The organism is Marinomonas sp. FW-1, assembly GCF_005222245.1.
Taxonomy (GTDB): Bacteria; Pseudomonadota; Gammaproteobacteria; order Pseudomonadales; family Marinomonadaceae; genus Marinomonas; species Marinomonas alcarazii.
On sequence record NZ_CP025987.1, the window covers coordinates 3,011,197 to 3,038,170 of the forward strand.

Below are 26,974 nucleotides of genomic sequence, written 5' to 3' on the forward strand. Positions count from 1 at the left end.
GTTAATTATTCCCACAAGGACAATCACCTAAAGGACAGGTTCCGTCGGCTCTCTTTTGACACACTTCGGTGACTGGTTCATTTTGCAACTGATCCGATATCAATTGATGTTTTAATGCTGCAGTTGCCACTATTGGCGCTTCATTGCCTTCCGGCGCCTCAAGGTTGGCATCGTACTCCGGTGAAACAGCACTAAGTGGTAGCTCGGGTGCTGCCCCACTAAATCCACTGCCAGAACCCGCACCACCGCCTGAGTTGAGATTGATGGCAGAACCGACTAAATGAACCCCTGAGCCATCAATTTTTAAGAAGCTTCCCCCTGCCATTAAGGTGAGCTCTGCCCCTGCGTTAACCACCAATTTCACACCGCTACTTAGGTGAATCTCGTTCCCAGCATCGAGCACCGCTTTCGAACCCACTTTCTGTTGTAAGCTTCCGTCCACCATAAGTGTGTGATCTTTATCTATCTTGTGGCGACTTTCGCCCTTGATGCTCAGGTGGTCGTTGCCTGTGCCATTTTCGCCGCCGATTTGCGTGAAGCGGTCGTTGTCGATTTGTCTATGTTGGTCGTGACCGATGTGAGTGATGCTGTCATTGAGGACATCGGTTTCGTGATCTTTTTGCGCGTGGACGTAGACTTTTTCGTTGTCGACTTGGTCTTCAAAACTGATCTCGTTAAAACCTTCCCCTTGGTGGGTGTCGCTGCGCCATACGGTTTTGGTTTTGTTGTCCGGTAGAAGGTATGGCGGCGTATTCTTGGCGTTAAAGGTACGCCCGGTAACAATCGGTTGATCTGGGTCGCTGTTTAAAAAGCTGACGATGACTTCGCTGCCGATTCTCGGGATGGCCATCATGCCATGTTGGTTACCGGCCCAACCTTGGGAGACGCGTACCCAGCAGGAGCTGTGATCGTTGGCTTCGCTGTATCTGTCCCATGGGAAGTGCAGTTTGACGCGTCCGTGTTCGTCACAGAATATTTCTTCCCCTTCAGGGCCAACAACCGTGGCCATCATGGGGCCATCGACACTCGGTTTGGGTTGTGGTGTCGCTTGCCAGTTGGTGGTGGCTGGAATAAAGGTAAAGCGATTGTTGTAGGTGGTGCTGCCCGTTTGGCCTTCTTCTTCCAAGACTTGCGGTTGGGTGCCGTGGTGTTCGACCCAGACCGGCAGCCACTCTTGGTTGATGGTGTCTTCGTTGTGCCCTTCGATGGTGATTTTCATGCCAGCTTGGATGCCAGCGTGGTTACTTTTACCCACGAGAGTGCGAGCACTACGGCGCAGGTATTCCAAGCGGATACGAGAAAAGGCTTTGCCGGTCACATCGTCTTTGAAACGCCCTGGGGCATCGAAGTGTTCGTAATTGGGCAGCTGATAATCCATGTTCTCGCCCTCTTGCTGGTGCAAGAAGCGGTAATCGGGCTTTTTGAAGCTGTAGTCTTTCAGTGTGCTTTGGCTTGGTAAGCTTTGTGTGTGGTGCGTCAAAGTGGAGATGTAAAGATCGTCTGAGCCTCCACCGGATAATACATTGTACGGGATTTTTTCTGGGTACTTAGGTAAAAACTGGCTTTGATCAGCAAAGTGCAGCAGGTGTTTGCCTTCTTCGTGGGTGAAGTAATAGACCCAGCCTTCTTCGGCGGCCAGTCGGTGTAAAAAGTCTAGGTCGGTCTCACGGTACTGAACGCAAAACTCGCGCTCTAGGGGCGTTCTTTGGGTGGTAAAAAGGTGTTCCGTGATGCCCATCTCATCCAGCAGTTGGGTGATGATGGCTTGGGCGGTTTTCTTTTGGAAAATACGGCTGTTGTGGCGTAAAGACAAACGTTCCAGTGCAGGAACGAGGGTTAAGCCGTAGTAGGTAAAGTTGTGACCAGTGTCGCCTTTTTCAAAATGACGCACGATGCCGTGCACACGTTGTACTAATTCGCCATTGCGAAACAGGCGTAACTCCGCGTTTTTATCGACGATGGTGTCGGCAGACAGATCCGATTGACGACTGGCAAGAGACAATTGATAACGGAAGCCATAACAAGGCGAACCGTCTTTCAGCAGAGAATCAGAGATCGATTCATGCCCTTGGTATTCTCGAACGACGAGGGTGTCTTCTTCTATTCCGTCGAGTGCCAATGTAAACGTCAATGTAGCCATACCAGTTTCCTTTGTTATGACGGGTCAATCCAATGTGTAGAATGCAAGTCGTGAAGTGCGCATCTTAAACAGTCCATTATTCACGTTCAGAACAGACCATCTACCCCGAAGATCGTGATAATTGCGTAAGAATTGTGAACCATTAATACGCAAAAAGGCCGCCTGAGTGAACAGGCGGCCCGTACCAATACAAGCTTACGCTTCGATTGGCTTACTCCAGTCGTCAGAACCAGACGTACCAGAGTTGATGTGATCCCAAGTGATCTTACGGTAAGCCATAGAGACCGTTAGGTTTTGTGTAAAGTTGCCCATTGCTGGGTCTTGGCAGTGTGGCATTTCGCAATGAATGTCCACGATAACCGCGCCTTCAAGCGCCGTTACGAAGAAGTTTTCTTGCTTGCCTTCCGCAGAGGTGCGGTACCATTTCAATTCCACTTTTGGCAGTTTTTCACCAGAAGACAAGGCGTTGTAAAGCAGTGGAACCGCTTTGTTCAGAGCAACGGTGAATTTGAATGGTTTGTGAACGCGCTGACCAGATGGGTTGCCAGACTGAGGGTTGGTTGGCACCGTTACGTTGTGGTCGAACTTTTGAACCAGCATTTCGTCGTCATGGCCTTCCAAGCCCACGTCACCGATAGAATCAACAGACATAGCGCCCGCAGTGATCAGACCCTGAGATTCACCTTCGATAGAGATATAACATGGCGTTGGCATAATAAAATTCCTTATTCGTAAAATAGTAAAAACGTGTTCTTGAACACTCTATCCAGAAGAGCAATATAGATGCCAAACCAAAATACCCAATACTTTCATAGACTTAAATAAAATCGAAGCCACCAGCGAGCAAGACTTCGCTTAGAGTTAGGCAAAAAACCGCTCAGCGAGCAAGAGTTTGCTTATTGAAAAAACTTAATCAAAGCCGTCTATCTCACTTCGGCAAATATGTCATGACAACAAAGGTGAACGCGGCACTGATCAGACTCGCTGCTACAACCAATACGGTATCATTCCATGAAAACTTCGATAGCTCTTCTACTACTCGCTCCTGCACTTTTTCACTACGATGGTATCGCATTTCAAGACGCTCTATATGCTGCAGCAGTTGCAGCGCAACTTCTTCAAAAGCACCTTCGTACATTTCTTGTTGATCGCCTAAAACATCGTCCAATATTTGGCATTCACGTTCACAACGGTATAAATCTCGTAACGCATCATAGTTAGGTTCCAACTTGTCAATATCACTTATGATTTCTTTTTTAATCCAGTCCACTAAGCCTTTATTTAACTTATGCTGTTTTAAGTCATTGGTACTTTGGTTTAATAACGCGGCATTAACTAAAGCTAAGCCATTAGCAAACCCTCGAAAGCCCTGAGTTTTAAACGCTGCTACGGTGAAGTAACTGGCAATGATTAAATCAATACCTGCCGTTTCTGCAAGTGACTCTGCATCAGTATAAATCCCCCCCCAATCAAAGCTGCTTTTAGGCAGAGCGGCTCTTCGATTAATACTGTCTTTAATAGCACAGTAACGCTCTTCATCCCGAATCTGACTAGAGTCTGACTCTATACAAAAACGTTTGTTCTCAATATAAATTACATTTTTCATGTGGTCATAATGGTAGGTGCAGGAGGAGGCAAAGCCTCCCCCTACTAATTAATACAAGGTTTCAGACAGCTCGAAATTCTTAAATAAGCGCTGCGTAAACGGATTAGAGGTGGTTGCATTGATTTTGACCTCCATATCACCATCATCAACCGTAAATTGATAAGTCACACTGGTGTCACTAGCACCAACCACTTTGGCTGTGTCCAGCAGACGATAAAGTGCCCATGGACCTTCAGTTGAGATACTACGAGGCGACTCATTCGCCTCTGTTGGTACTAAGGTCAATTTGGAAGTCGTATTATCTCTCAGTGTATTTGGCCAAATAACTTCTACATTATTTCGTGGGCCATGGCTGTAAGATAAATATTGACCGTCAATATTGAGCACACCTCTGCGTTTATTAGCTGTTAGACGAATTGGCTCTACCCCAAAGCTAACATCCAATATGCCTTTCCGATTAAAGAAGGCATCCTGAATTAGCTTCGCTTTTTCAAGCTGATTTAATACATCGTCTCGGATAAGTGATTTTCCTTGATGACCGCCACCGATGTTTGAACTTTCATCGATAAACATTTTTAACTGATCGTTATAGAATCGATCCAGTGTGCCATCCGGTGCAAAGAAGGCCTCGAAGTCTTGCAGTGAAACATCACGACTCGCTCTTGGATCAAATGGGTAACGTCCAGCAAATTTTTGTTCATAGACTTTATAGATATCGTCATGCCATCTCACTTCCAAATAGTGTATTGCTTCTTGCTTAATGACGTACCAGCTTTCATCAGCAAGCTTGGTCATCATAGAATCCAATGGCTTTGGAAGGCCAGTCGCCACCCTAGAAAGGGTGTAAATAGGATCCACACTGTTCAGTGAGACTCGAGATTTTGTTGTTTCTAGAGCCGCACGCCCCATATCAGGTGCATCTTGGATCGCTGTGAGATAATTTCTTAACTGCTCAATTGATAACAATAGTTCATCAATATAGGCAGGCTGATCATCGTTGGATTCTACAATGCTATTAAGCCCTGCAAACGGCGCATTCAGCCTAGATGCAATGTTATAGCTGGTACTTTTCAGCATCTCTTCACGAACCTCGCCACTTTCCGGTATTTCAGGAAACAGCTTAGTATTATCTCTTAAGGTTGTGAGTAATCGCTGTAACGGTTTTCCACTACCCGTTAAATTATCCAGCACATCGACCGCTTCACTGATGTTGGAGAAATTCTTAATGTCAATTTCGTTTAAGACACTGCGCCATGTATTTGTGTAATCAGTTACATAGGAATCTCTAATTTTTTCCTTCAATGCCTGTTTATCGGCATTGCTGAATTGAGCGGTCTCATTTTGCCCTAATACCCAACTATCAATCAGTGCTAGGTCAGATACAGATTCAGACTGTGGCAAGAAGTAGTTTTTAAACCCTTCTTTAGACAGTATTTTAGGTACATTCAGCTTCTCACTACCCATTTCTCTTTCAGAGAAAACCAAGTTAAAAGCAGGTCCAATCAAGGTTCGGACGTTAATATCTGCGCCTAACGCCGTTTGCGCAGATTGTTTTAGGTTCCTATATACGCGCTGATCGATAGCCAAAGAACCTAAACCTTCCTGCGTTTGCGCAATTAATTTGTCATAAGGACGCAACACTTTATCGGCATTTTCATCACCGGCCAGGCGAGCAGCATGAAGGTCCGTATGCTGTAGCGCATATTCTAAATGCTGTAAAAGTTTATCTTGAATGGATTTATTCCCTGAAAATTTAACCTGCCATTTTCGTGAAAAATAATTCAGTACAAAATCATCATAACGGCCATTTTTATCGACTAGCATTCGATAGACTCTCAAGATAGAGAGCTTATTTTCGTCCGTTTCAGCATTTTTAAGGTCGGCTACTAACTCCACCATTAGAGATGGTAAAAAGCGGTATTCAAGAAGGTTCAAGTAGGTCATCTCTACTTGAGGCCCAATGGCATGACCTTGATACAAACCTAAATCTGAAATATACCGTGGCTTATCTCTGAAAAAACCAAACTCTAATGTCGCATCACGGATGGTATTCAAAGGTGGCAAAATGTCATTTTGAGAAACCAAATCCAAATCTGATGGGTACTCTTCCATATAGAGATTTACTTTGTTCAACACAGCATCAGCTTGTTCAATATTCTTCAAATAATAGCGATGCCATGAGCCAATAAGAATCAAAGAAATAATGGAGCAGGAGACCGTGCTTAACATCATAATGCGCTTTTTCTGCTTACTGACGCGGAAATTGTCTGACGCAAGCCCAGCTTCTGGATAAATAATGTTATTAAACAGATTTTTGGTGAAATACATAGTTGAGTTTTTGGCATTTTGAGCGCTGTTTATCGCATGTGTCAGGCCATAACGTCTTGAGGATGCATCATCAAACGCATTGGTTGGAACACCTTGTTGATAAACAGAAGTGAAGTACACTCCTCGAACCAGTGCTGAAGTGGAAAACTGATCACTGCTTAATGCGTCTTGAAAAAATACAGACAATATGTCTTTTAGTCCGCTTATTTGTCTCGTAAAGCTATAAACGGCATTACGATCTTCATCACTAATATTCTTTGATACGACATGAGGTAAAATCGCATTGACGCGATTGATGAACTCTTCATATTCCGAATCAAATTCAGACAGCCAGTTATCATGATCATCAACGGAAGAAAGAGAGAAAGTGAAACCGAGCACTTCTTCTCTTTGTTCTTTCGTATAATTTTTGAAAAATGGCTCAAAGCCATACAGTAAATCTAACTTGGTTAAGGTGACATACACAGGCAAGCGAGTAGATAAGGTTTCCATAAGCTCACGGATTCGCGACCTTAAAATAGTAGCAAACGCCTTTCTCTCATAAATAGTAGAGGTCGCTAATTTCGACACATCTAGGGCTAACACAATGCCATTAAGTGGACGACGGCTACGAGTTCGTTCAAGCCAATTTATGAAATGCTCCCAAAGGCGTTTTTCCATTACGCCGTTACTAGAGGGATCGGAAACATTTTTCCCCTGCGTTAAGAGTTCACCATCTGGATCAATCAAGACAGAGGTATCGCCAACCCACCAATCAAAAGAGTAAGCGTTCTTACTTCCCTCACCAGAAGATTTTAAAATGGACGAGAAAGTGAAATCCTGACCAGATCGGTTGATAAGACTGGTTTTACCCGCATTCTCAAGACCCATGACAAGATACCAAGGCAAAGCGTAAAGGTAATTACGCTTATTGAGGCTTTCCTCCATGTTAGCCATTACCTTGTTTAACTCTGCCTCTTGGTTTTCTTCAGCCGCTTTAATAGGATCTTCTCTCAGTGCTTCTTCGCGCTGCAATTCAGCTTGATATGCATTGAGCTTGCGCCATTGAAATAACCCCCATGCCGCAAGACAGGCAAGAGTAAATATTGTCATCGTTAATAAACGAGCACTAATCGAAGCCAACGGTGCTTCTTCATTTATTATTAGCCAAGGCCCTGTCAACCAAATAGCAAGATTGATTAGGACGACTATTAGTAAGGTTAAAAACGGCAGTGCAGCAACAAGGCTGGGTACGAGTTTTTTTAATAGGCCAACTAAAGGTTTGAACATGAACTATCCTTGGTTTATTTGACTGTAATGTGCTTCTTTACTCTCTTAAGTAAAGATGGTTCCCATTCTGAAACCGACATTGACTGGACTTGTGTGTGTAATTGTTGAAACTGCTGCTGGGCTAAATCATTTAATTTATTTTCTTCCAATAATTCCGTAGATATGAGGCGCCAATAATAGTTATCCCTTGGCTCCACAGCGTTACTAATCCCTTCATTGATCATGGATAAAGCGGCACCAATACCCTCTTTAGCAACCAAATCAACGGCTATTTTTTTTCTCTCTGCCCAGCTATCGCCTGCTAGATTTGACTCTTTCACATCGACCTCATCAACTTGCTCTAACCAAGCTAGACAAGCAGAAGAAATGAATGCTTCTCCCTCTTTAAAAGTGAAATCTTGCAGTGAAGGAAAACGCTGAAGAAAGCGCTGAGTTTCCACTAAAATTGCTTGAGCGCTCTCTGTGTAGCCTAACCTTTCAGCAATTTGATAGCTTAAAAACTGCCCATCAAACCAATAAGGCGCAACAGTAAGAGTCGCTTCCACTCTCTTCCACAAAGCGAGATCTGGCTTATCTAATGAGCCCCAATATTCTTTCACTCGCTCTTGCGGTAAAGCACTGATCAACGTTTGCTTATTCACATTATCTGGCAATGTCGTAATAGATGACCAAACTGCATATCGTCGGATACGCATCGCCAATTCGACACTACTTTCACTTTCAAAAAGAAAATCGGCGACTTTTAATAGAGTTTGTTTTGTACTTTTTGAAGAACTGTAATCCACCTCAATCGCTGGTTTAGACGGCATCACTTCAGCTTGTTTAGACTCTGTTTGTGATGGCGCTTTCTTTTCCGTCTCTAGGCGTTTCTTTTCAGAGTTTTGTAGTTTTCTATTAATAACTTCAATGACTGTTGTAACATTTTCTGAATCAAGCTCTTTGCCCTTAACAACCTCATGCCAAAAGGCATTTGCTGCGCCTAGGTTGTCTCTTTCTGCTGAATTGAAGCTCATGAAATCCAGCTTATCTAGAGCAAGACCAAAACGCTGAACGATTTGACCGAGAAACTTACGTCTCGGTAAATTCCCTTTCTTGCCAGCAAAAGGAAAACATATCTCCCAGTATTCGGACATAAAATCCGCTAAGACAAAAATGGATAAGGCTAAGCTGTCTGGTGTATTTTTATTATGTAAACACTGAAAAAAATACGTCAGTAGTTTTAGATCCTTTGTTTTCTTACTAAGTAATTCAATTAATGATTCTTCAGCCTTTCCCCACTGAACAGAGCCATGGGATAAAGAGCCAACCTTCATCATTTGATCATCCACAAATTCATAAAGCGGATCATGAACTGCATTTTCGCCAACTGGATGATCTTCAGATATAGGCTCACGAAGCGCGGCTCGAATAAGATTAATATCCATGCTCAAATCCTTACCAGCCACACTGTTTACGTAGTGGTTTTATGGTGTCATTTAGCTTATTTGTATTAAATTGAAGCCCGTCTATAGATGGGCTATTGGAACGAACCACTAGGCTAGAAGACGATAAAATTGTTTTTATTTGATTAATAGCAATAAAGCCTCGCCCTGATGAGATCAGAAAACCGGTATCATCACTACGCCACAATTGAGCAGAGGAATCACCAAACGTTACATCGACACGGCCGTCTTCTAGTTCATTTGGTAGCGCCATTTCAAGTCGACTGATGTTGTTAATGCAACTGAATATCAATGCAGGAAACAACTCGCCGCTGTCTTTATTTACGGCTGGCACCGTGATCCACTTGTCATCACCATCCAGTGTTAACATTGGATCATTGTTACCAACACGAGCCATCTCGCTCGCTTTCGCGCGCAGCCAAGCATCCGGTTTATCATTGATAACGGGGATATGGGCAGGCGTTGAAAAGACCTCATCAAAGCAAGTTAGCCTAGCAAAATTCATTGCCTCTTCAGTACAACGTGCTGCCTTCTTCAATAACTCGCTGTCATTATTGTTCGCAAAAACTTGGGTCGATACTTGCAAACAAATAACAAGTAAAAGCAAATATCTAATCATTAATGGATATCTCCAATTTCAAACACTTATCAGCCAACGTTCTTTTGGGAATCCCCAAACTCTCAGCTGTCCTTCCTCTATCGCCATCAAACTCACGCAACCTAGAGGCAATAATGTTGGATTCATACTCCCTTACCGCAACTTTGAGATCTCGAATTTTAGACAACTCAACTACCGCTCGATTTTTAGGTTCAAACTCAGCAAGACTGTCAATTTCGTTATCCAATTTTATTTGGATATGAGCGAGCTCTATCTGCTCGCCATCTTGGGTCTGCGCACAGCCATATTCAATGAGGTGTTTCAATTCACGAACATTTCCAGGGAAATCGTAATCCAGTAAACGATCTAACACTTTGTAATGAAGACCTCGTACACTGCATTTATGTTTTGCATTATATTGCTCAACAAAATGTGTGCTGAGTTTCTCTATGTCTGATGTGCGGTCTTTTAATCGTGGTAAAGCGATCGGATATTGATATAAGCGGTAATACAAATCCTTGCGGAATTTATTGTTCAATACCTGCTCTTTTAAATTTAGATGCGTTGCTACCACCAATCTGAAATTAGAATCTAGCTCTTTTTCAGAACCTACTGGGCGATATTTGTGAGATTCTAATACTCTTAACAATTTAGCCTGTAGCGCTAATGGCATGTCACCAATTTCATCAAGAAACAAAGTGCCACCGTCAGCATCAGCCAATAGCCCTTTTTTACTTTTATCCGCGCCAGAAAATGCCCCTTTGACGTAGCCAAACAGTTCACTCTCCAGCAAATGCTCAGGGATAGCAGCACAGTTGATGGCAACAAAGTTCGCTTTACTACGCGAAGACAAATCATGAACTGCGCGTGAAACAAGCTCCTTACCTGTTCCAGTCTCTCCTTGAATCATCACCGAAAGACGAGAAGAAGCGGCAATGGCTACCTGCTCACGTAACGACTTCATCACCTCACTTTGGCCTATTAACACGCTGGCAAGACCATCCAATAGGTGACTTTTTATCTTGCCTTGTTCCACTTCAATCAATGACTCTGACAGCAACTGAGATTTCCTTTTCTTTGCTTCCATATCATTCAAAAGTTGCAAATGATTGGCACATACCGACAGCAAATCTAAAAAATTTTCATCGCTGTCCATGCCGTGATTCGAATAACTGTCCGTTTTAAGCACCAAAATAGCCTGAAGCTGCCCATCTTTTGACAGCATAGGCAAAATAACAACATTCACACTGTCATCCGTGCAGCCGATCAAATCACTAAATCCCTCATTCGAAAGCCAGTAGAGCAATTCGCTGTTCTTTAATAGCATCGACTTACCAGAATGAATGACATGAGCGAACGGGTTATCAAAGTCGGACACAGACCAATTCAACTGGCGATTATCATTGATGGCGCATTCAACGAAGCGACCATCGGCAGAAGGCGTTAAAATATAAACCCCTCTGCATCCCAGTTCGGCATCAAGCACTTGAGTGAATTTCGACAGCAGTTGAGTGGAGTGACGAATCACCACTAACTCAGCTGCTGACTTAAGCCAATTATTCATTGCTATTCGATCTCACCAACGAATTCCCCATCCTCTACTGTCATGTAGATTCGAGATACTGGTTGCTGCTCTGCCAATCGATTTAAAAGAGCCAGTGAAATTGGTGGTAATACCTGACCTTCTATAATCGCTTCTAACATTCGAGCGCCATTTTCTGAACGCGTTGCACGATTCAAAATCTCTTGTACCAAGGTAGGATCGATCTCGACTTCTGCTGCGTAACGCGTGTGCAACACACTTTCCAAGAAAGACAGTTTTCCAAGCACTATTTTTTCTAGCACTTCTTTATTGAGCGGCAGATACGGCACAATTTCCATTCGAGCCAACAAAGCGGGCTTAAAGAATGGCACCAACTCAGGGTAAAGCTTGGATTCAATTTCTTTTGGTGTATCCACATTATCTACGATGGTTTGATAACCAAGGTTGGATGTCAGGAAGAAAAGAATATTTTGACAGTCAATTAAGCGACCTTCGCCATCGGCGAGCTCACCTTTATCAAAGGCTTGATAAAATAAGTTCAACACTTCTGGATGCGCTTTTTCTACTTCATCCAATAGCACAACAGAGTATGGCTTTTTACGAATAGCTTCTGTCAACACGCCACCTTCACCAAAGCCCACATAGCCTGGCGGCGAACCAATTAGTCGAGAAACCGTATGTTTCTCTTGGTATTCAGACATATTAATGGTGGTTAAAAACTGCTTACCACCATACAGTTCTTCAGCTAGCTGAATCACGGTTTCAGTTTTACCTACACCGCTTGGGCCTACTAATAAGAAAGCCCCTTTTGGACGACCTGGTCTTCTAAGGTCTGCTCTAGAGGTCAATAAGTGCCTATGAACACATTCAATGGCAACATCTTGGCCTTTGATCTTGGCGCTTAAAATGTCTGGCAAATTGGTGATTTTATGCAGTTCATCGGCATTCATTTGGTCAATCGGCACCCCCGTCCAATCGGAAATTACTTCAGCAATTTGCTGTTCGTTAACTTCGGGGTACATCAAACGCTCATCACGCGGAATAGATTCAAGCTCTTGATAGCTTTCAGCAAGTTGTTCACGAAGCACATCAAGCTCGTCATCGCTTAATGCTTCATCTTCGGTGATCGGACTGCGTAGAATAGACTGACGAAGATCGATAATTTTTTCGATTATCGCTTTTTGCTTTGTCCAACGACTAAGCAGTGTTTCTTTTTCCGTTTCAGCTTGCTCTTCTAAATCGATCAGACTCTCTAGATAGTCGTTATCTACAGGCTGCCCAATGGAAGCTTGTCGCTTCAGCATGTCAATTTCACGCTGACGTGTGTGACATTGATTCTCTAACTGACCCAAAATTTTTGGTGGAGTCGATATATTAATGGCAATACGAGCACAAGCTGTATCAAGAACATCAATGGCTTTATCAGGAAGCTGACGACCTGACAAATAACGAGCTGACAATTCAGAAGACGCTTTCAGAGCATCGTCATGAATGAGTACGCCATGCGCCTTTTCGTATACGTGGTGCAAACCACGCATAATATCAACAGATTGACTAACAGATGGCTCCTCCACTTTAACCAGCTGGAAGCGTCTAGTTAATGCTGGATCTTTCTCAAAGTATTTTTTGTACTCTTTCCAAGTTGTTGCCGCAATTGTAGACAGCTCACCACGGGCCAACGCAGGTTTTAATAGATTAGCAGCATCACTGCCACCTTCTTGGTTTCCGGAGCCAATTAGCGTGTGCGCTTCATCGATGAACAAAATGATAGGAACAGGTGAAGATTTAATCTCGTCAATAATCCCCTTAAGACGCTTCTCAAACTCCCCTTTAATCGATGCACCAGCTTGCATAAGACCTAAATCTAGAGAGTGAATCTCTACATTCGAAAGCTTATCCGGCACATTCCCTGCGACAATTCTTAGTGCAAGCCCTTCAACAACGGCGCTTTTACCAACACCAGCCTCACCCACAACAATAGGGTTGTTCTTTCTGCGTCGACAAAGAATATCGACCATAAGGTTCAACTCATCTTCACGACAAAGCACTGGATCAAGCTCATCGTTTCTAGCTTGCTGGGTCACATTAGTACAAAATTTCCCCAGCGCAGAGTTACCTGTCGCTGCTTGTTGAGAAGATTTATCTTGTGAATCATGCACCGGATGATCCGATTCAGAGGATGTCTCTAACACAAAATCAAAATTCTTACGGATGGCTTCTTTATTGATCTTTTCAAAGAGCGAAATCATTTCAAAAGAATAATAACGATCTGGATGAATAAGGGAGGCAAGTAAAATAGCACCAGATCGTAATTCTGTTTGGTTTAGCTCTGTTGAAGATAACAGCCAAGCTTCCTGCAAAAGCTCAACTAACAACGGAGAAAATGCAGGATAGGTATCAAGCGTTGTTGACCTTGGATAGCTCTTTGAGATAGCAGATTGAACATCATCCTTGCTCAACTTGACGTGCTCAAGAATAACGCACACATCAGACATAGGGTTTTCAAGTAAAACGCTTAAAAAATGCTCTATACTGACTTCGTGGTGCTGTCGTTCGATGCATAATGCTGCAGCTTGTTCCAAAGCAAGTTTGCTCTGGGAGTTTAATTTAGAAATCAGTGTGGAAAGTTCAATTCTAATCACGTTATTCCCTTATTCCTTGTGAAGATAATAAATATAAGGCGAAACTGTTATTGCAGTATTTGGTTTAGCTGCTCAAGTACACTTGACGATTTAGAGCTCAATAAAAACAGGTAACCACAAAAGGTTAATCCCCAAAATGCCGCAAAAAAGGCAAAAACAGACCAAACCGGAAGTTGTCGACTTAACTTATATCGAGTATTTACAACATGATCATTCTTTGATGTCAGTCTTAAAGGCTCTTCGTCGTCATCTCTATTTAAAACAGAGTGAAGATTACTAATTACTTTCTCTCGTTCTTCCTTACCATTATTTAAAACTTTAAATTTTCCTTCAAAGCCTAAAACAAGACAGTAATATATAAACTCAAGCAAATCTCTATAGCGACTAGGGTCTTTTTCCAATCTAGAAAGAATCGAAAAAACCTTTTCCCCCCCCCAAGTTTCATTATGGAATCGAGATAACATTGAGTATTCGGCCCACACAGATGCGCCTCCCCATCTCGTTCCCATGACCGCTTCGTCTAAAAAAGCGCATAATATATAGCGATATGCCATTAGCACTGAATGTTCATAGTTCTTATCAGACAATTCCATCTCTATGATGTTTATTTCTTCGATCGTCTGTTTATATATCTCTTCAATATTTTCGCATTCGCTTAAGGACTTAACTCGTAATGACAACCCAAAAAACGTGGTTGCTGAATCAATTAAAGGATTATTATTGTGACCTTTTATTTGGAACCAATAATCCTTATCCTCATTTATGTTCTCGGCTTCATCAAACAGCAAATCATCATATTTACCGATAACACCATTAGTAGCCATAATTAGTCCCTTATCGCCCAAAATTGTAAATCTAAGCCTTCAAAAGCACCCGCGACATGGAAAGCAAATCCAGAGGAGTTTTCTAACATTCTCCAAGCTTCGCTCGTTTTATCTAATTGGTAATATGTGTAACCTGAATAATATGGAAGCTGCCTTGGTGCCACAGGCAAAGGCAATACAGGTATACCAGGCAACTGATGAGAAATTAGATCTCTAATTTTTTCGACCGAAGATACTTTTGTCTGCTGAATAAATAAGTTTCTCAGTTCGTCTAGTGGCATATTCGCTTTGACAGCCAAAATGAAGTCTGCACTTTCAATAAGCTGAGTATCGTGTATTGGAGCAACCATTAACCCATATTTACGTTGATGCAATTGCACTGAAACGGCTCTTGGTTCTAGAACAACGCTTAAGCTTTGACGTAAATACTTAATAACCTGCCAAAAAGGATCACTTGGTAAGTCATGGTTATAGCCTTTAAAATCTGGAGATAAACGACTTTCATCCGTAAATGTAGACAGTTCACCGCAAATAGATGCTAGCGCTTCATATAAGCGCTCAGGGTGCAGCCTCTTTAAATTAACAAGATGTTGAAGAATAGGCTGCAACCTATTTAAGGCCTGAAGCAACATAAAGTCAGAAACATCCGCAATAGCGCCTTGTCCCGATGCACCTAAACGCACAGCGATGCCTTTCGCCCTTTCTTTCATCAAACCCGCTAACTCATTAATGCACCTATGCAACTGAGGATTACAGTTAACATCTAGATGACAAGGTATAAAGTCTGGTTCCAAAACAATGCTGCCATCTTGTCGCTTCTCACGAATTTGCGCGATGGCTATAGAGGCATAAGCACTACGATCATCTTTTTCAAACATTAACCTAAGACGCATAGAGGCAAGATCTATGACCGCGGTATCACCATCTAAGGACTGAGTATCCTTCACTTCTTGACGGTGGCTCGCGTACCTTCCGGTCCCTTTTTCATTAGGCCAATCAATCTCTAACAAAGACTCATTTTTTAGAGGTATTGCCAGGTATATCGTCTGACCCGTTAAAGTCGCATCATTTATTTCAAGAGCATCTGGAAGCATGTCATCCTGAGGAATACGAAAAACTGTGCCATCTGGCATCACACCAACCGCACTATCGATCGCTATTCTTCCAAAAGAAAGGTACTCAGGGTTAATAGACAGCTGGGATATCCCATACAAATAACTACTAACAGACTGCACACGTTCGTTTAAACTGTATTCATTATATCTCTGCTGCTGCTGAAAGTGCTGAGGCTTAATGAATAGTCCTTCATTCCAAATTACTCTGTTCCTAGAAATCATAACTATTCAACCTTTTCCAATTTGATCTCATAACCATTAAAATACATCAGTAAATGATACACTCTTCCACGGTTTAAAATTTTAACCGCTTTTTTCCAGTCACTTTTATCTGGCTCAGCGAACTTAGCCACAACACCGATATAATTTGTTTCAGGATCTATTTCAAAGTCGCCAACAAATTTAAATTGTTCTGGAGTAAGAACATAATCATAAGTTTTAATGAAATTATTCTTCAGCGCCTCTTCATAATCTTTATTAATCATGTCGAAATCAGCAGACATCAGCATAGAGTCATCAACCAATTCATACACCTGAATTTCAACAGGCGCCGCCACGCCAGACTCCCCAGCATTAACCTCTTTACCAGCAAACAAGCTGAAAGTAATCCGTGTTAGCTGCTCTGATGGGTCAACAGTCGGTGAAGAACTACAGCCAGCTAAAAACACCAAAATCAAAAATGGTGTGAATACTTTCAACATGCGATTATTCAGCATGCTTCTCACGTAATTTCTTATCATAAGACTGCTCAAATATTTCCCAAAATAATTTTTCAAAGCCTTTCTGGCGATTTGAGGTTAATTCCTTGTAATAATTTTCATACATTCCCCACGCCCATGATTTATCGTCATTACTGTTTTTTTCTTCTCGATTGTAACGGCTAAATCGTTTTAATAAGGCGTCGGGAGATAATGCATGTAAAATTTGCCCTAGAGCAATATTGGTTGCATATTGAACAGCTTCATTATGAATACTTATCATCTTAAGACTTTCTTCGACGGAAGATGTTGCCGACAAGTGCACAGCACTTTTATTCTCGTCGAACATAGTACGAATGGTATCTTCATAAGAAAGACCAAGCTTAAGAGGGTTATCTTCTATAGGCTGCAGACTTCTATGCATCATTCCATATCGGCTATCTTTTACTTGGGAATGTAATTCCAATAAACCTTGTACACATGCACGTAGAGTACTTCCAATCTCAGCGGATAATGCTTGCATTTCTTCTACACTAGAATTACTTCCGATAGACACTTCAAGGCCTGACATTAAAGGCCCTCCAAGAACATGATTGTTCTCAAAGTGACTGCTGTCATGTTGAGTTTTGCGCTGAGAACTAGAGCTTGCTGTATCTTCGTTGGTGTAGTCTTTTGCCATTTCCTGCTCAAGCAGGTCTAAAACATTATCGTCCATAGGATTCGTCTCCATTACTTGTATTTCGCTTTTCTTCTCACTCTCTTTTTCGCTTTGAAAAATAGATTTAGAAAAAAACTTCTTTAATTTTTTAGCTTTACTTTCCTTTTCAACCAAGGAAACATCGCGTCGTATATCATTAAGTCCAAAAGCAGCGCTTATGTCATTATCCGTGTCTGCCTGTACGGTAAATTTCTGCGATATAGTGCTACTATGATTTGAAACTGGGTTAATAAAATCTTCATAAGTTTTATCTGAAGAAGGTGCAGCATCGATTAGGCTTTCTTCCTTTTCTGAGACTTTTTTACTATCAAGCATAACAATAGGGTCGAGTTCAGTGACATGCTTAGTCACTTCTCCAAACTCTTCATTATCAAAATCATCAAGATCTGAGTCAGAACCATCAATTAAGCTATTACTTTTATTTGAAAAAAACTGTTCGAGTGAGTGACTACTTTCTTTTAACTCAGCCTCTCTGTCTAAAAAAACACGCACTTCATATTCACCAACTTTTATTTCATCTTCATCTTTAAGACGAGCTAAATTATTAACGCCTAAAGGCATGCTGGATGAATTAACGTACGTTTTTCCACAAAGATCTTTTACACAGAAAGCATCATCGACAAAAACAATTTCACAATGAAAAGGATCAATTGATTGGCCTCGATCTTTAAGATACCAATCTGCCTCTAAGGCAGAACCAATTACCCCACCGTTTTTTTCAAAAGACACTTTCGCCAAAAGCCCTGCCTCAAGCGAACGTACATTTGTAACAATAAAATTGGCGACTCGTTGCGTGATGTTATCCATGACTATTGTCTTACCTGTATGACTACTTTTTTCATTTCTTTTGGCTCACCTAGAAACGATGTCCATCCTAATGACACACTACCGTTCCCCAGAGACATAGCAGAGCCTTCATCTTCTTTTAAAACAAGCTCAAGGTCATAAGCCATCTGCTCTCTTAACGTAAACTCAACCAACTTACATAAAGGCAAAAACTCCCGACCACTAGGCAAGAAATCAGCAAATCGCTCTTTGTCTAAGCCTTTAATTTCTATCGCAAACTTTCCCTTAATGTCGTTAACACCATCACCTAAAACGGTTTCTCGACCTAAACCACAGTTTTGCATACCTAGTTGCATTTTTTGTTCTTGGTGAATAGGCACTTTGCGTTTAATCCACTGGCGTATTGATACTTCAGGCAAATCAAAACAATGAGAGATAATCCCCTCAACAACCTGAGGAGAACGGCTTCGCCCTGCCAAAGTTCCCGAATAAGCCAGCATTTTGCACCAGTTTATCGGGGTATCACCTCTCATCCCTTCATCAGCCAATCCGACTAAAGCAAATAATTGGCTTGAGAACTTATCCTTCGCTTCATCTTGAAAGCGGATGTAATAACGATATTTTCGCCATATTTGATAAACAAGCGAGATAAGCCGGTTGTTAAAAAAGTCTAAAAATTGACGTTTTAAACCAAACTCATCTTCTGTCACCAATTGCTCAAGCATAAAACCAGGTAATGGAGATTGTGAGCCAGTCAATCCAAAAAAATTCGTTTCCAGTTGCAATCGGTTATCTTCCAAGAGCGTTAACGAGGAAACATCGGTTGGAGAAAACCCTAAACTTGGATTAGCACTAAACACTAATCTACATTTAGATTCCCAATCACTCTCTTCTGGGTCTTGCTCAACAAGCTGATATAACAGCTCTACCAATTGATAGAAATTAAATTTTTCTACATCACTTGGAAATATACCTTGGTCACTGGAAGAGGCGATATACTCTAAATCAGCGGTTGCATCCCTTCCTGAATTCCCCACGTATATGCCTCTTTATTACTTGAATTAATAACGACCAACTCATGAAAAGAATTGATACTTGCGTATAAAGAAAAAAACTTACTTAGAACCGTACCAAATAAATACAATTCACCTTCAGAACCAAAAGCAGCTTGATCTAATGTTATTGTCGACTTCAGGCCTCTTATTGGCATTCCATATATTAATTTATCCGTCGGCATTGATTCGATATTAAGAATGCCACTTAGTCTTAATTTAGACACTCTCTCAGCCTGACGATCGACTAATGCTTTAAAGTCATAAGCTCGAAGCACTGAACAAAGAGCGTCTTTGGATAATAGGGACAAATAATTCAGCGATAAATTTGAAATAAGAGTCCAAAGTAAGCTGCCATCTAAAACAGGTCTCAATGGCGGCGATGGTATGGTTATATTTTCAAACGTCGCAAATGTTGGAGACGTATCAGTTGGCTCACAAATATCACCTACACCAAGCTCAAGAGGAAGCTGTCTATTGGTACAAGTTAACTTTATAGATACGGCTTCATCAAAATTATAAACAACAGATTCATCACCCCGAATGAATGAAATAAAGCTATCAAAACCGTCGTTTCTAATACTGTCTTTTATACGAGCTCTGTAATAAAGAGACTTACGGTGCCTAGCTCTCTCCACTTCATGCTGAAAACTTTCAAATGACGAATAAACACGTTTAGCACCTCTAGCATGACTGCCATCAGCACTATTGTTCTGCCATCCAGCAACTTCATCAATACTAAACACTTCAAAATGCGCGGGCGATGTACTAGACGGTATTATTCTATATTCAGTCTTGCGTCCTGTTAAATCGATAGGTTCAGCATCATGTTCGAATAAGTTAATAACCGGAGCACAATAAAGCTGAAACATCTCCTTTCTAACTTTTACACCTGGTTCAAAGGTTTTATTAAAAACCATTTTAATATTGAATTCACCAGAGACATTTTTAGGTAAAACACTCGACAAGCCCTTTAGGTCGAAAAAATAAAACCCTTCAGAAAATGTCAAATACTCTTGGAGAATACGATAGCCATCGTAAACATTTTTAGGATACGGCAGCAAACTATCATTAGCATCAAATCCGACCAGTGAAAAAGCGTCTTTTGGTAATTTAAATTCAACACCATTAACCTCTATCACGATCTTTTCTAAATAATGGTTTAACCATAAATAGGTCATTTCAGCGCTGTATTTATCACCACCTAAATAAAACCTAAGCGTATCAAGCTTAATATCATCAACGGTTAAATCTCCGTCAATTTGCATTGCCAAATTTACTTCACTGGCTTCTCTGGTGTGCTGAGAAGAAACATCTATGCAATCCAAAGGATAAATAGACACGTCACGACATGTCCTAAAATGGCATATTGTTCCAAATACTGGTCGACTATCTAATTGAACACCAGAAGGTATAACATGCTTTACACTGACATTATCCTCAGGCTTAAACTTCACAATGCTCATACTTGGTACTGGCCGTAAATAGTTAGGCCAAAGCATATTAATGATTGAGTGCGTTAGTTCAGGAAACTCGTCTTCAATTTTTTCCCTTAAACGACCTGTTAGAAAGGCGAAGCCTTCTAACAATCGCTCGACATCAGGATCCGTATTTCGCCCATGCAAGAAACGGGAAAGCTGAGGGTGAATCTCAGTAAATTGCTTCCCCTGCTCACGTAAAAAAGACAGCTCTTCTCTAAAATACTTATCTTGGCTCACGGCTAATACACTCTATATTTACGATCATTACCAAGTATTAGATTTATCTCTACTTTTTCATGAAGAGCAGCACTATTGATGTCAGCGTTAATATGAAAACATAAACCCAAAGGGTTATCTGGATCTGTAACCGTTTTAATTTGCAAGTTACACAATCTAGGCTCATAAGCAGTCAAACACTTCTGAACAGCCAACTTCACTTTTAAAGATAAATCCATAGCCCCCAAAGAAGCATCATTAAAGTCTATCAATCCTAGACTAGGGGCGGATTGCGCCTCCCCTAATCTAGTATTCAAAACGTTAGCAACGTTTAACTTTATTGAGTTAAGAACATCTATAGAGTCAGGCCCCTGAGACAAAGAAATAGGACCGGCGTTAGCTGTCAGCCTTTCAAGAAAGCCAACTCCATATACACTATTTTCATCTATTAGATAGCTCATACTTTTATGCTTGATCTAGACGGCCAACAAGTGAAAGCTCAAAGTTCGCACCCATATATTTAAAGTGAGGACGAACAGACAAAGATACTTGATACCAACCAGGATTCCCTTCTACATCAGACACTTCAATTTTTGCACCACGAAGTGGACGACGGCTACGCACATCTGCAGGTGGGTTTTCCTGATCGGCAACGTATTGTTTAATCCAGCCATTCAACTCACGCTCAAGATCACCGCGCTCTTTCCATGCGCCAATTTGTTCACGCTGTAGCACTTTCACATAATGAGCAAGACGATTCACTATCATCATGTAAGGCAGCTGAGTACTTAGACGGTAGTTAGTTTCAGCCTCTTTGCCTTCTTTTGTGTTAGGGAATATTTTTGGTTTTTGAACAGAGTTAGCAGAGAAGAAAGCGGCATTATCGCTGCCCTTACGCATTGTCAGTGCGATAAAGCCTTCCTCTGCTAATTCAAATTCTTTTCTATCTGTTACTAACACTTCTGTTGGAATTTTCGCCTGCAACTCACCCATTGACTCGAACACATGGACTGGCAGATCTTCTACTGCGCCACCACTTTGTGGACCAATAATATTTGGACACCAACGGTATTTAGCAAAACTGTCAGTTAACCGAGAAGCAAAAGCAAAAGCAGTATTACCCCAAAGGTAATTACTGTGAGACTGACTTACATCTTCTTGATAATTAAAAGACTTAACAGGGTTTTCGATTGGGTCGTATGGAACACGTAACAAGAAACGCGGTGCTGTTAGGCCAATATAACGAGCATCTTCTGATTCACGAAGGGCACGCCATTTAGTGTACTTCGGCCCCTCAAAAATAGAATTTAGATCTTTAAGATTTGGAAGCTCTTCAAAAGACTCGATACCAAAAAACTCAGGACCAACACTCGAAATAAATGGCGCATGAGACATTGCACCTAACGCTCCCATATATTGAAGCAATTTCATATCAGGAGTAGATGGAGTGAAGGCAAAGTTACCAATTATAGCGCCCGTTGGCTCTCCGCCGAACTGACCATAACCAGAGGAATAGACATGTTTATAAAGACCGCTTTGAGTCGTTTCAGGAGCAAATTCAAAATCCTCTAGCAACTCAGCTTTTGTCACATGGATTAACTCAATCTTGTTGTTTTCTCTAAAGTCAGTACGATCAACAAGCAACTTTAAACCACGCCAAGCTGACTCCATCTGCTGCACTGATTCATCATGTAGTATTTCATTCATTTGACTACTGATTTTTCTATCAAGCTCAACAAGCATTTGATCAACTAGAGTCTTATTAACTGGCTCCTCAGTTTTATTAGACTGAAGCAAGTTTTCTATAAAGGCTGCAACACCTTTTTTAGCAACATCATAACCTTCTTCATTTGGGGCTATGCGAGTTTGCGCCATTATTTCATCAAGTAGATTACCACTACCCTGACTGATAGAACTTCCTTCTACCGCAATATCATTTGTAGACATATTTGTATCCCTGCTAGTAATTTTCTCAATTTAGTACACTGATGATCGAGCTAATTAATTAGACTCTTTTTCCTGAGCAAGATTTAGCTCTGCCAATAATTGATCGCGACTTTCATCTGATGCCAACAAACCTTGAAGGCTATTTCTGAAAGCAGGAATATTCCCTAATGGGCCTTTAAGAGCAACGAGAGCTTCCCTTAATTCAATTAACTTTTTAAGTTCAGGAACCTGTGAAGCAATTGAATCAGGAGAAAAATCATTAATCCCATTAAAAGAAAGATCAATAGCTAAATCGCCACCCGCTTCCTCATCAAGCTTATTACTAACAGTGGTCTGAAGGCGTAAATTGCTTTCGCGCATTACTGATTCAAAATTAGATTTATCAATAGAAATACTCTTTCTATCTTCAAGCGGCGTATCTTCAGAATGCCCCTTAAAATCACCAACAACCAAAGTTTTTAGAGGTAACTCAACCTCAGATTGGGCGTCACCAGTCGCAGGTATATACTTAATATTAATCCGCTCTTTCGGCGCCACACTTCCTTCTTTTGACATATCGTCCTCCATCAAACTACTTCATAAAAAAACTTAAGCATCATCAGCTTCTGGCAACTAACCCAAAACCAACCACTCAAACGACAAATACTCGACTTCGAAAATTATTTTCGATCAAGAAAAAAATCTAAAAATCAGAAACACAAAGCGAGTATTTTGCTTTAAATCTAAAAGCACAAAGAAGAAGAATCACAAAAAGGAAAAAACACAGAAATGAAAAAATGAGGTAAAAAATACCAAAAAAACAACTTCCATTTTCTTAGCAAAAAATCAAAAAACCATTAAAAAACGGCATTATCAAAAAGCTAACTCAAATCCTTTTTCTAAAACTTCAAGGCACTTTTAAAATATAACTATTAACTACAAATACATTTGTTTACATTTATTAACGCGAAGCCTACAGAGAGCAAGAAGACAATTCAACAAAATGAAAAGCAAATTTAATGTAAATTTTATGTCAGCAATCTACACCACCCTCTTCTAAAGCCACAACAATCCCTTTTAAAACAACAACTTCTAAAAGGCTTCTAAAATCACACAAAGATAAAAGTTGAAAAGAAATAAACCAGAATATATTGTAATAAACATATAAAATTTGATTCTCAGTACAGAAATATCCACACAAAAAATAGGGTTCAATTCATTATTTCAAGGAGAACACCATGCCAAGCGCAGTGAAAGTTGGCGACACAGGAACGGATCACGACGGTTTCCCACCCACCCCGGTGACGGCCGGCTCACCAAATGTAAAATATGATGGCAGCCCTGCTGCACGCGTCGGTGACCCACTAGAGCCACACGATAAACCCAAAAACCCATCCCATCCGAGGGCCATTGCAGCTGGATCCTCTTCAGTCTTTATCAATGGAAAACCAGCCGCCGTAACTGGTGGCGCCATTGATTGTGGTGGCGTTGTGATGGGCAGCGCCTCAGTCAACATTGGCGGCTAGCCCTCCCCCCCCCCCACCTAGCGAGCAACCCCTTGCTCGCTAGGCGATTTTTCGCTCGATTCTAAGCAGATTATTGCCCGAGCACACACCAACAAAACCGTAACCACTTGAATTTAATAGATATTTAATATTGGCCCCCATCTTGCTCTACTTAGATTGAATATCTAAGCACACGTTTTTTACTATTTTACGAATAAGGAATTTTATTATGCCAACGCCATGTTATATCTCTATCGAAGGTGAATCTCAGGGTCTGATTACTGCGGGCGCTATGTCTGTTGATTCTATCGGTGACGTGGGCTTGGAAGGCCATGACGACGAAATGCTGGTTCAAAAGTTCGACCACAACGTAACGGTGCCAACCAACCCTCAGTCTGGCAACCCATCTGGTCAGCGCGTTCACAAACCATTCAAATTCACCGTTGCTCTGAACAAAGCGGTTCCACTGCTTTACAACGCCTTGTCTTCTGGTGAAAAACTGCCAAAAGTGGAATTGAAATGGTACCGCACCTCTGCGGAAGGCAAGCAAGAAAACTTCTTCGTAACGGCGCTTGAAGGCGCGGTTATCGTGGACATTCATTGCGAAATGCCACATTGCCAAGACCCAGCAATGGGCAACTTTACACAAAACCTAACGGTCTCTATGGCTTACCGTAAGATCACTTGGGATCACATCAACTCTGGTACGTCTGGTTCTGACGACTGGAGTAAGCCAATCGAAGCGTAAGCTTGTATTGGTACGGGCCGCCTGTTCACTCAGGCGGCCTTTTTGCGTATTAATGGTTCACAATTCTTACGCAATTATCACGATCTTCGGGGTAGATGGTCTGTTCTGAACGTGAATAATGGACTGTTTAAGATGCGCACTTCACGACTTGCATTCTACACATTGGATTGACCCGTCATAACAAAGGAAACTGGTATGGCTACATTGACGTTTACATTGGCACTCGACGGAATAGAAGAAGACACCCTCGTCGTTCGAGAATACCAAGGGCATGAATCGATCTCTGATTCTCTGCTGAAAGACGGTTCGCCTTGTTATGGCTTCCGTTATCAATTGTCTCTTGCCAGTCGTCAATCGGATCTGTCTGCCGACACCATCGTCGATAAAAACGCGGAGTTACGCCTGTTTCGCAATGGCGAATTAGTACAGCGTGTGCACGGCATCGTGCGTCATTTTGAAAAAGGCGACACTGGGCACAACTTTACCTACTACGGCTTAACCCTCGTTCCTGCACTGGAACGTTTGTCTTTACGCCACAACAGCCGTATCTTCCAAAAGAAAACCGCCCAAGCCATCATCACCCAACTGCTGGATGAGATGGGCATCACGGAACACCTTTTTACCACCCAAAGAACGCCCCTAGAGCGCGAGTTTTGCGTTCAGTACCGTGAGACCGACCTAGACTTTTTACACCGACTGGCCGCCGAAGAAGGCTGGGTCTACTACTTCACTCACGAAGAAGGCAAACACCTGCTGCACTTTGCTGATCAAAGCCAGTTTTTACCTAAATACCCCACACCTATTCCATACAATGTCTTAGCCGGTGGTGGCTCAGACGATCTTTACATCTCCACTTTGACACACCACACTCAAAGCTTACCAAGCCAAAGCACACTGAAAGACTACAGCTTCAAAAAGCCCGATTACCGTTTCTTGCACCAGCAAGAGGGCGAGAACATGGATTACCAGCTGCCCAATTACGAACACTTCGATGCCCCAGGGCGTTTCAAAGACGACGAAACCGGTAAAGCCTTCTCTCGCATACGCCTAGAATACCTGCGCCGTAGTGCTCGTACTCTCGTGGGAAAAAGCAACCACGCTGGCATCCAAGCTGGCATGAAAATCACCATCGAAGGGCACAACGAAGACACCATCAACCAAGAGTGGCTGCCGGTCTGGGTCGAACACCACGGCACCCAACCGCAAGTCTTGGAAGAAGAAGGCCAAACGGGCAGCACCACCTACAACAATCGCTTTACCTTTATTCCAGCCACCACCAACTGGCAAGCGACACCACAACCCAAACCGAGTGTCGATGGCCCCATGATGGCCACGGTTGTTGGCCCTGAAGGGGAAGAAATATTCTGTGACGAACACGGACGCGTCAAACTGCACTTCCCATGGGATAGATACAGCGAAGCCAACGATCACAGCTCCTGCTGGGTACGCGTCTCCCAAGGTTGGGCAGGTAACCAACATGGCATGATGGCCATCCCGAGAATCGGCAGCGAAGTCATCGTCAGCTTTTTAAACAGCGACCCAGATCAACCGATTGTTACAGGGCGTACCTTTAACGCCAAGAATACGCCGCCATACCTTCTACCGGACAATAAAACCAAAACCGTATGGCGCAGCGACACCCACCAAGGGGAAGGCTTTAACGAGATCAGTTTTGAAGATCAAGTCGACAATGAAAAAGTCTATGTACACGCCCAAAAAGACCACGAAACCGATGTCCTCAACGACAGCATTACTCACATCGGTCACGATCAACACAGACAAATCGACAACGATAGATTTACACAGCTAAACAACAACGACCATCTCACTATTAAAGGAGAACGTCGTCATAAAGTGGATAAAGATCATACATTAATAGTAGAAGGTAGCTTGCAGCAAAAAGTCGGAGCGAATGCCGTGCTGGATGCTGCCAATGAAATACATCTAAAAAGTGGCAGCAAAGCCGTAATTGAAGCCGGATCAGAAATGACCGTCAAAGTCGGTGGCAACTTTATAAAAATCGACGCTGCTGGTGTACACGTTGTTGGTTCCGCCATCAACTTCAACTCAGGCGGCAGTGCTGGATCTGGTAGTGGATTTAGTGGTTTGGAAGCTGAGCCACCCACAATAAAGAAAACAACTGAAGAATAAACTTCTTTTATAACCAACTAAAACAGTGATGACTCTCATAGACCTACGAGCATCACTACCTCCCTCTCACCTATCCTACTAATATCCATAAAACAACTTTTACATAGACCTGACAGTTCACGGGCGATCTTCGTTCTTTTCTAATTTTCGCTGTTTTATAATAAAGGGAAACAGACATTAAAGGAT

General features: G+C 42.0%; 20 protein-coding genes. 3 read left to right on the forward strand and 17 right to left on the reverse strand.

Going from position 1 to position 26,974, the window contains the following annotated elements; translation table 11 throughout:
• Window position 1 precedes the first annotated feature (1 nt).
• The 17 genes from C1X04_RS13980 to tssB form a co-directional block, all read right to left on the reverse strand.
• Complete coding sequence (locus tag C1X04_RS13980) at window positions 2-2,140, reverse strand: type VI secretion system Vgr family protein (RefSeq protein WP_137170276.1); 2,139 nt, start codon at window positions 2,138-2,140, stop codon at window positions 2-4.
• Window positions 2,141-2,335: 195 nt separating this feature from the next.
• Complete coding sequence (locus C1X04_RS13985; protein ID WP_110577336.1) at window positions 2,336-2,854, reverse strand: Hcp family type VI secretion system effector; 519 nt, start codon at window positions 2,852-2,854, stop codon at window positions 2,336-2,338.
• Between the two features lie 214 nt (window positions 2,855-3,068).
• Complete coding sequence (locus C1X04_RS13990) at window positions 3,069-3,746, reverse strand: type VI secretion system ImpA family N-terminal domain-containing protein (protein WP_137170277.1); 678 nt, start codon at window positions 3,744-3,746, stop codon at window positions 3,069-3,071.
• 48 nt (window positions 3,747-3,794) lie between these two features.
• On the reverse strand, window positions 3,795-7,343 hold the full coding sequence (tssM, locus tag C1X04_RS13995; protein ID WP_137170278.1) for a type VI secretion system membrane subunit TssM: 3,549 nt from the start codon (window positions 7,341-7,343) through the stop codon (window positions 3,795-3,797).
• Between the two features lie 14 nt (window positions 7,344-7,357).
• Window positions 7,358-8,767: a type VI secretion system protein TssA gene (tssA, locus tag C1X04_RS14000; RefSeq protein ID WP_137170279.1), complete on the reverse strand. Its 1,410-nt coding sequence runs from the start codon at window positions 8,765-8,767 to the stop codon at window positions 7,358-7,360.
• Window positions 8,768-8,777: 10 nt separating this feature from the next.
• Window positions 8,778-9,404, reverse strand: a complete 627-nt coding sequence (vasI, locus tag C1X04_RS14005; RefSeq protein WP_137170280.1) for a type VI secretion system-associated protein VasI — start codon at window positions 9,402-9,404, stop codon at window positions 8,778-8,780.
• On the reverse strand, window positions 9,397-10,947 hold the full coding sequence (locus tag C1X04_RS14010) for a sigma-54-dependent Fis family transcriptional regulator (protein WP_110577441.1): 1,551 nt from the start codon (window positions 10,945-10,947) through the stop codon (window positions 9,397-9,399). Before C1X04_RS14010 ends, vasI begins: the two co-directional genes overlap by 8 nt.
• 2 nt (window positions 10,948-10,949) lie before the next feature.
• On the reverse strand, window positions 10,950-13,568 hold the full coding sequence (gene tssH, locus C1X04_RS14015) for a type VI secretion system ATPase TssH (protein ID WP_137170281.1): 2,619 nt from the start codon (window positions 13,566-13,568) through the stop codon (window positions 10,950-10,952).
• Window positions 13,569-13,615: 47 nt separating this feature from the next.
• Window positions 13,616-14,392: a type IVB secretion system protein IcmH/DotU gene (icmH, locus tag C1X04_RS14020; protein ID WP_110577443.1), complete on the reverse strand. Its 777-nt coding sequence runs from the start codon at window positions 14,390-14,392 to the stop codon at window positions 13,616-13,618.
• A 2-nt stretch (window positions 14,393-14,394) separates the two neighbouring features.
• Window positions 14,395-15,729, reverse strand: a complete 1,335-nt coding sequence (tssK, locus tag C1X04_RS14025; protein WP_110577444.1) for a type VI secretion system baseplate subunit TssK — start codon at window positions 15,727-15,729, stop codon at window positions 14,395-14,397.
• A 2-nt stretch (window positions 15,730-15,731) separates the two neighbouring features.
• Window positions 15,732-16,223, reverse strand: a complete 492-nt coding sequence (gene tssJ / locus C1X04_RS14030) for a type VI secretion system lipoprotein TssJ (RefSeq protein WP_137170282.1) — start codon at window positions 16,221-16,223, stop codon at window positions 15,732-15,734.
• Window positions 16,213-17,730 (reverse strand): type VI secretion system-associated FHA domain protein TagH, encoded by a 1,518-nt coding sequence (gene tagH / locus C1X04_RS14035; RefSeq protein WP_137170283.1) that lies wholly within the window; start codon window positions 17,728-17,730, stop codon window positions 16,213-16,215. The genes tssJ and tagH overlap by 11 nt, the downstream gene beginning before the upstream one ends.
• A gap of 2 nt (window positions 17,731-17,732) precedes the next feature.
• On the reverse strand, window positions 17,733-18,746 hold the full coding sequence (tssG, locus tag C1X04_RS14040) for a type VI secretion system baseplate subunit TssG (RefSeq protein ID WP_110577447.1): 1,014 nt from the start codon (window positions 18,744-18,746) through the stop codon (window positions 17,733-17,735).
• Window positions 18,710-20,479, reverse strand: a complete 1,770-nt coding sequence (gene tssF, locus C1X04_RS14045) for a type VI secretion system baseplate subunit TssF (protein WP_137170284.1) — start codon at window positions 20,477-20,479, stop codon at window positions 18,710-18,712. The genes tssG and tssF overlap by 37 nt, the downstream gene beginning before the upstream one ends.
• Before the next feature lie 2 nt (window positions 20,480-20,481).
• Window positions 20,482-20,919 carry a type VI secretion system baseplate subunit TssE gene (gene tssE, locus C1X04_RS14050; protein ID WP_110577449.1) on the reverse strand — a complete coding sequence of 146 codons (438 nt, stop codon included), beginning with the start codon at window positions 20,917-20,919 and terminating at the stop codon, window positions 20,482-20,484.
• Window positions 20,920-20,923: 4 nt separating this feature from the next.
• Window positions 20,924-22,405 carry a type VI secretion system contractile sheath large subunit gene (gene tssC, locus C1X04_RS14055; RefSeq protein ID WP_110577450.1) on the reverse strand — a complete coding sequence of 494 codons (1,482 nt, stop codon included), beginning with the start codon at window positions 22,403-22,405 and terminating at the stop codon, window positions 20,924-20,926.
• A gap of 54 nt (window positions 22,406-22,459) precedes the next feature.
• Window positions 22,460-22,960 carry a type VI secretion system contractile sheath small subunit gene (gene tssB / locus C1X04_RS14060; protein WP_110577451.1) on the reverse strand — a complete coding sequence of 167 codons (501 nt, stop codon included), beginning with the start codon at window positions 22,958-22,960 and terminating at the stop codon, window positions 22,460-22,462.
• 662 nt (window positions 22,961-23,622) lie between these two features.
• Between tssB and C1X04_RS14065 the strand changes: the two genes are divergently transcribed.
• The 3 genes from C1X04_RS14065 to C1X04_RS14075 all read left to right on the forward strand — a co-directional run bounded on the left by C1X04_RS14065 (window position 23,623) and on the right by C1X04_RS14075 (window position 26,788).
• Window positions 23,623-23,910, forward strand: coding sequence for a type VI secretion system PAAR protein (locus tag C1X04_RS14065; protein ID WP_110577452.1), 288 nt, complete (start codon window positions 23,623-23,625; stop codon window positions 23,908-23,910).
• 208 nt (window positions 23,911-24,118) lie between these two features.
• Entirely contained in the window at window positions 24,119-24,637 is a 519-nt protein-coding gene (locus C1X04_RS14070; RefSeq protein WP_110577336.1) for an Hcp family type VI secretion system effector, read from the forward strand.
• 195 nt (window positions 24,638-24,832) lie between these two features.
• Complete coding sequence (locus C1X04_RS14075; RefSeq protein ID WP_137170285.1) at window positions 24,833-26,788, forward strand: type VI secretion system Vgr family protein; 1,956 nt, start codon at window positions 24,833-24,835, stop codon at window positions 26,786-26,788.
• The last annotated feature ends 186 nt before the right edge of the window (window positions 26,789-26,974 follow it).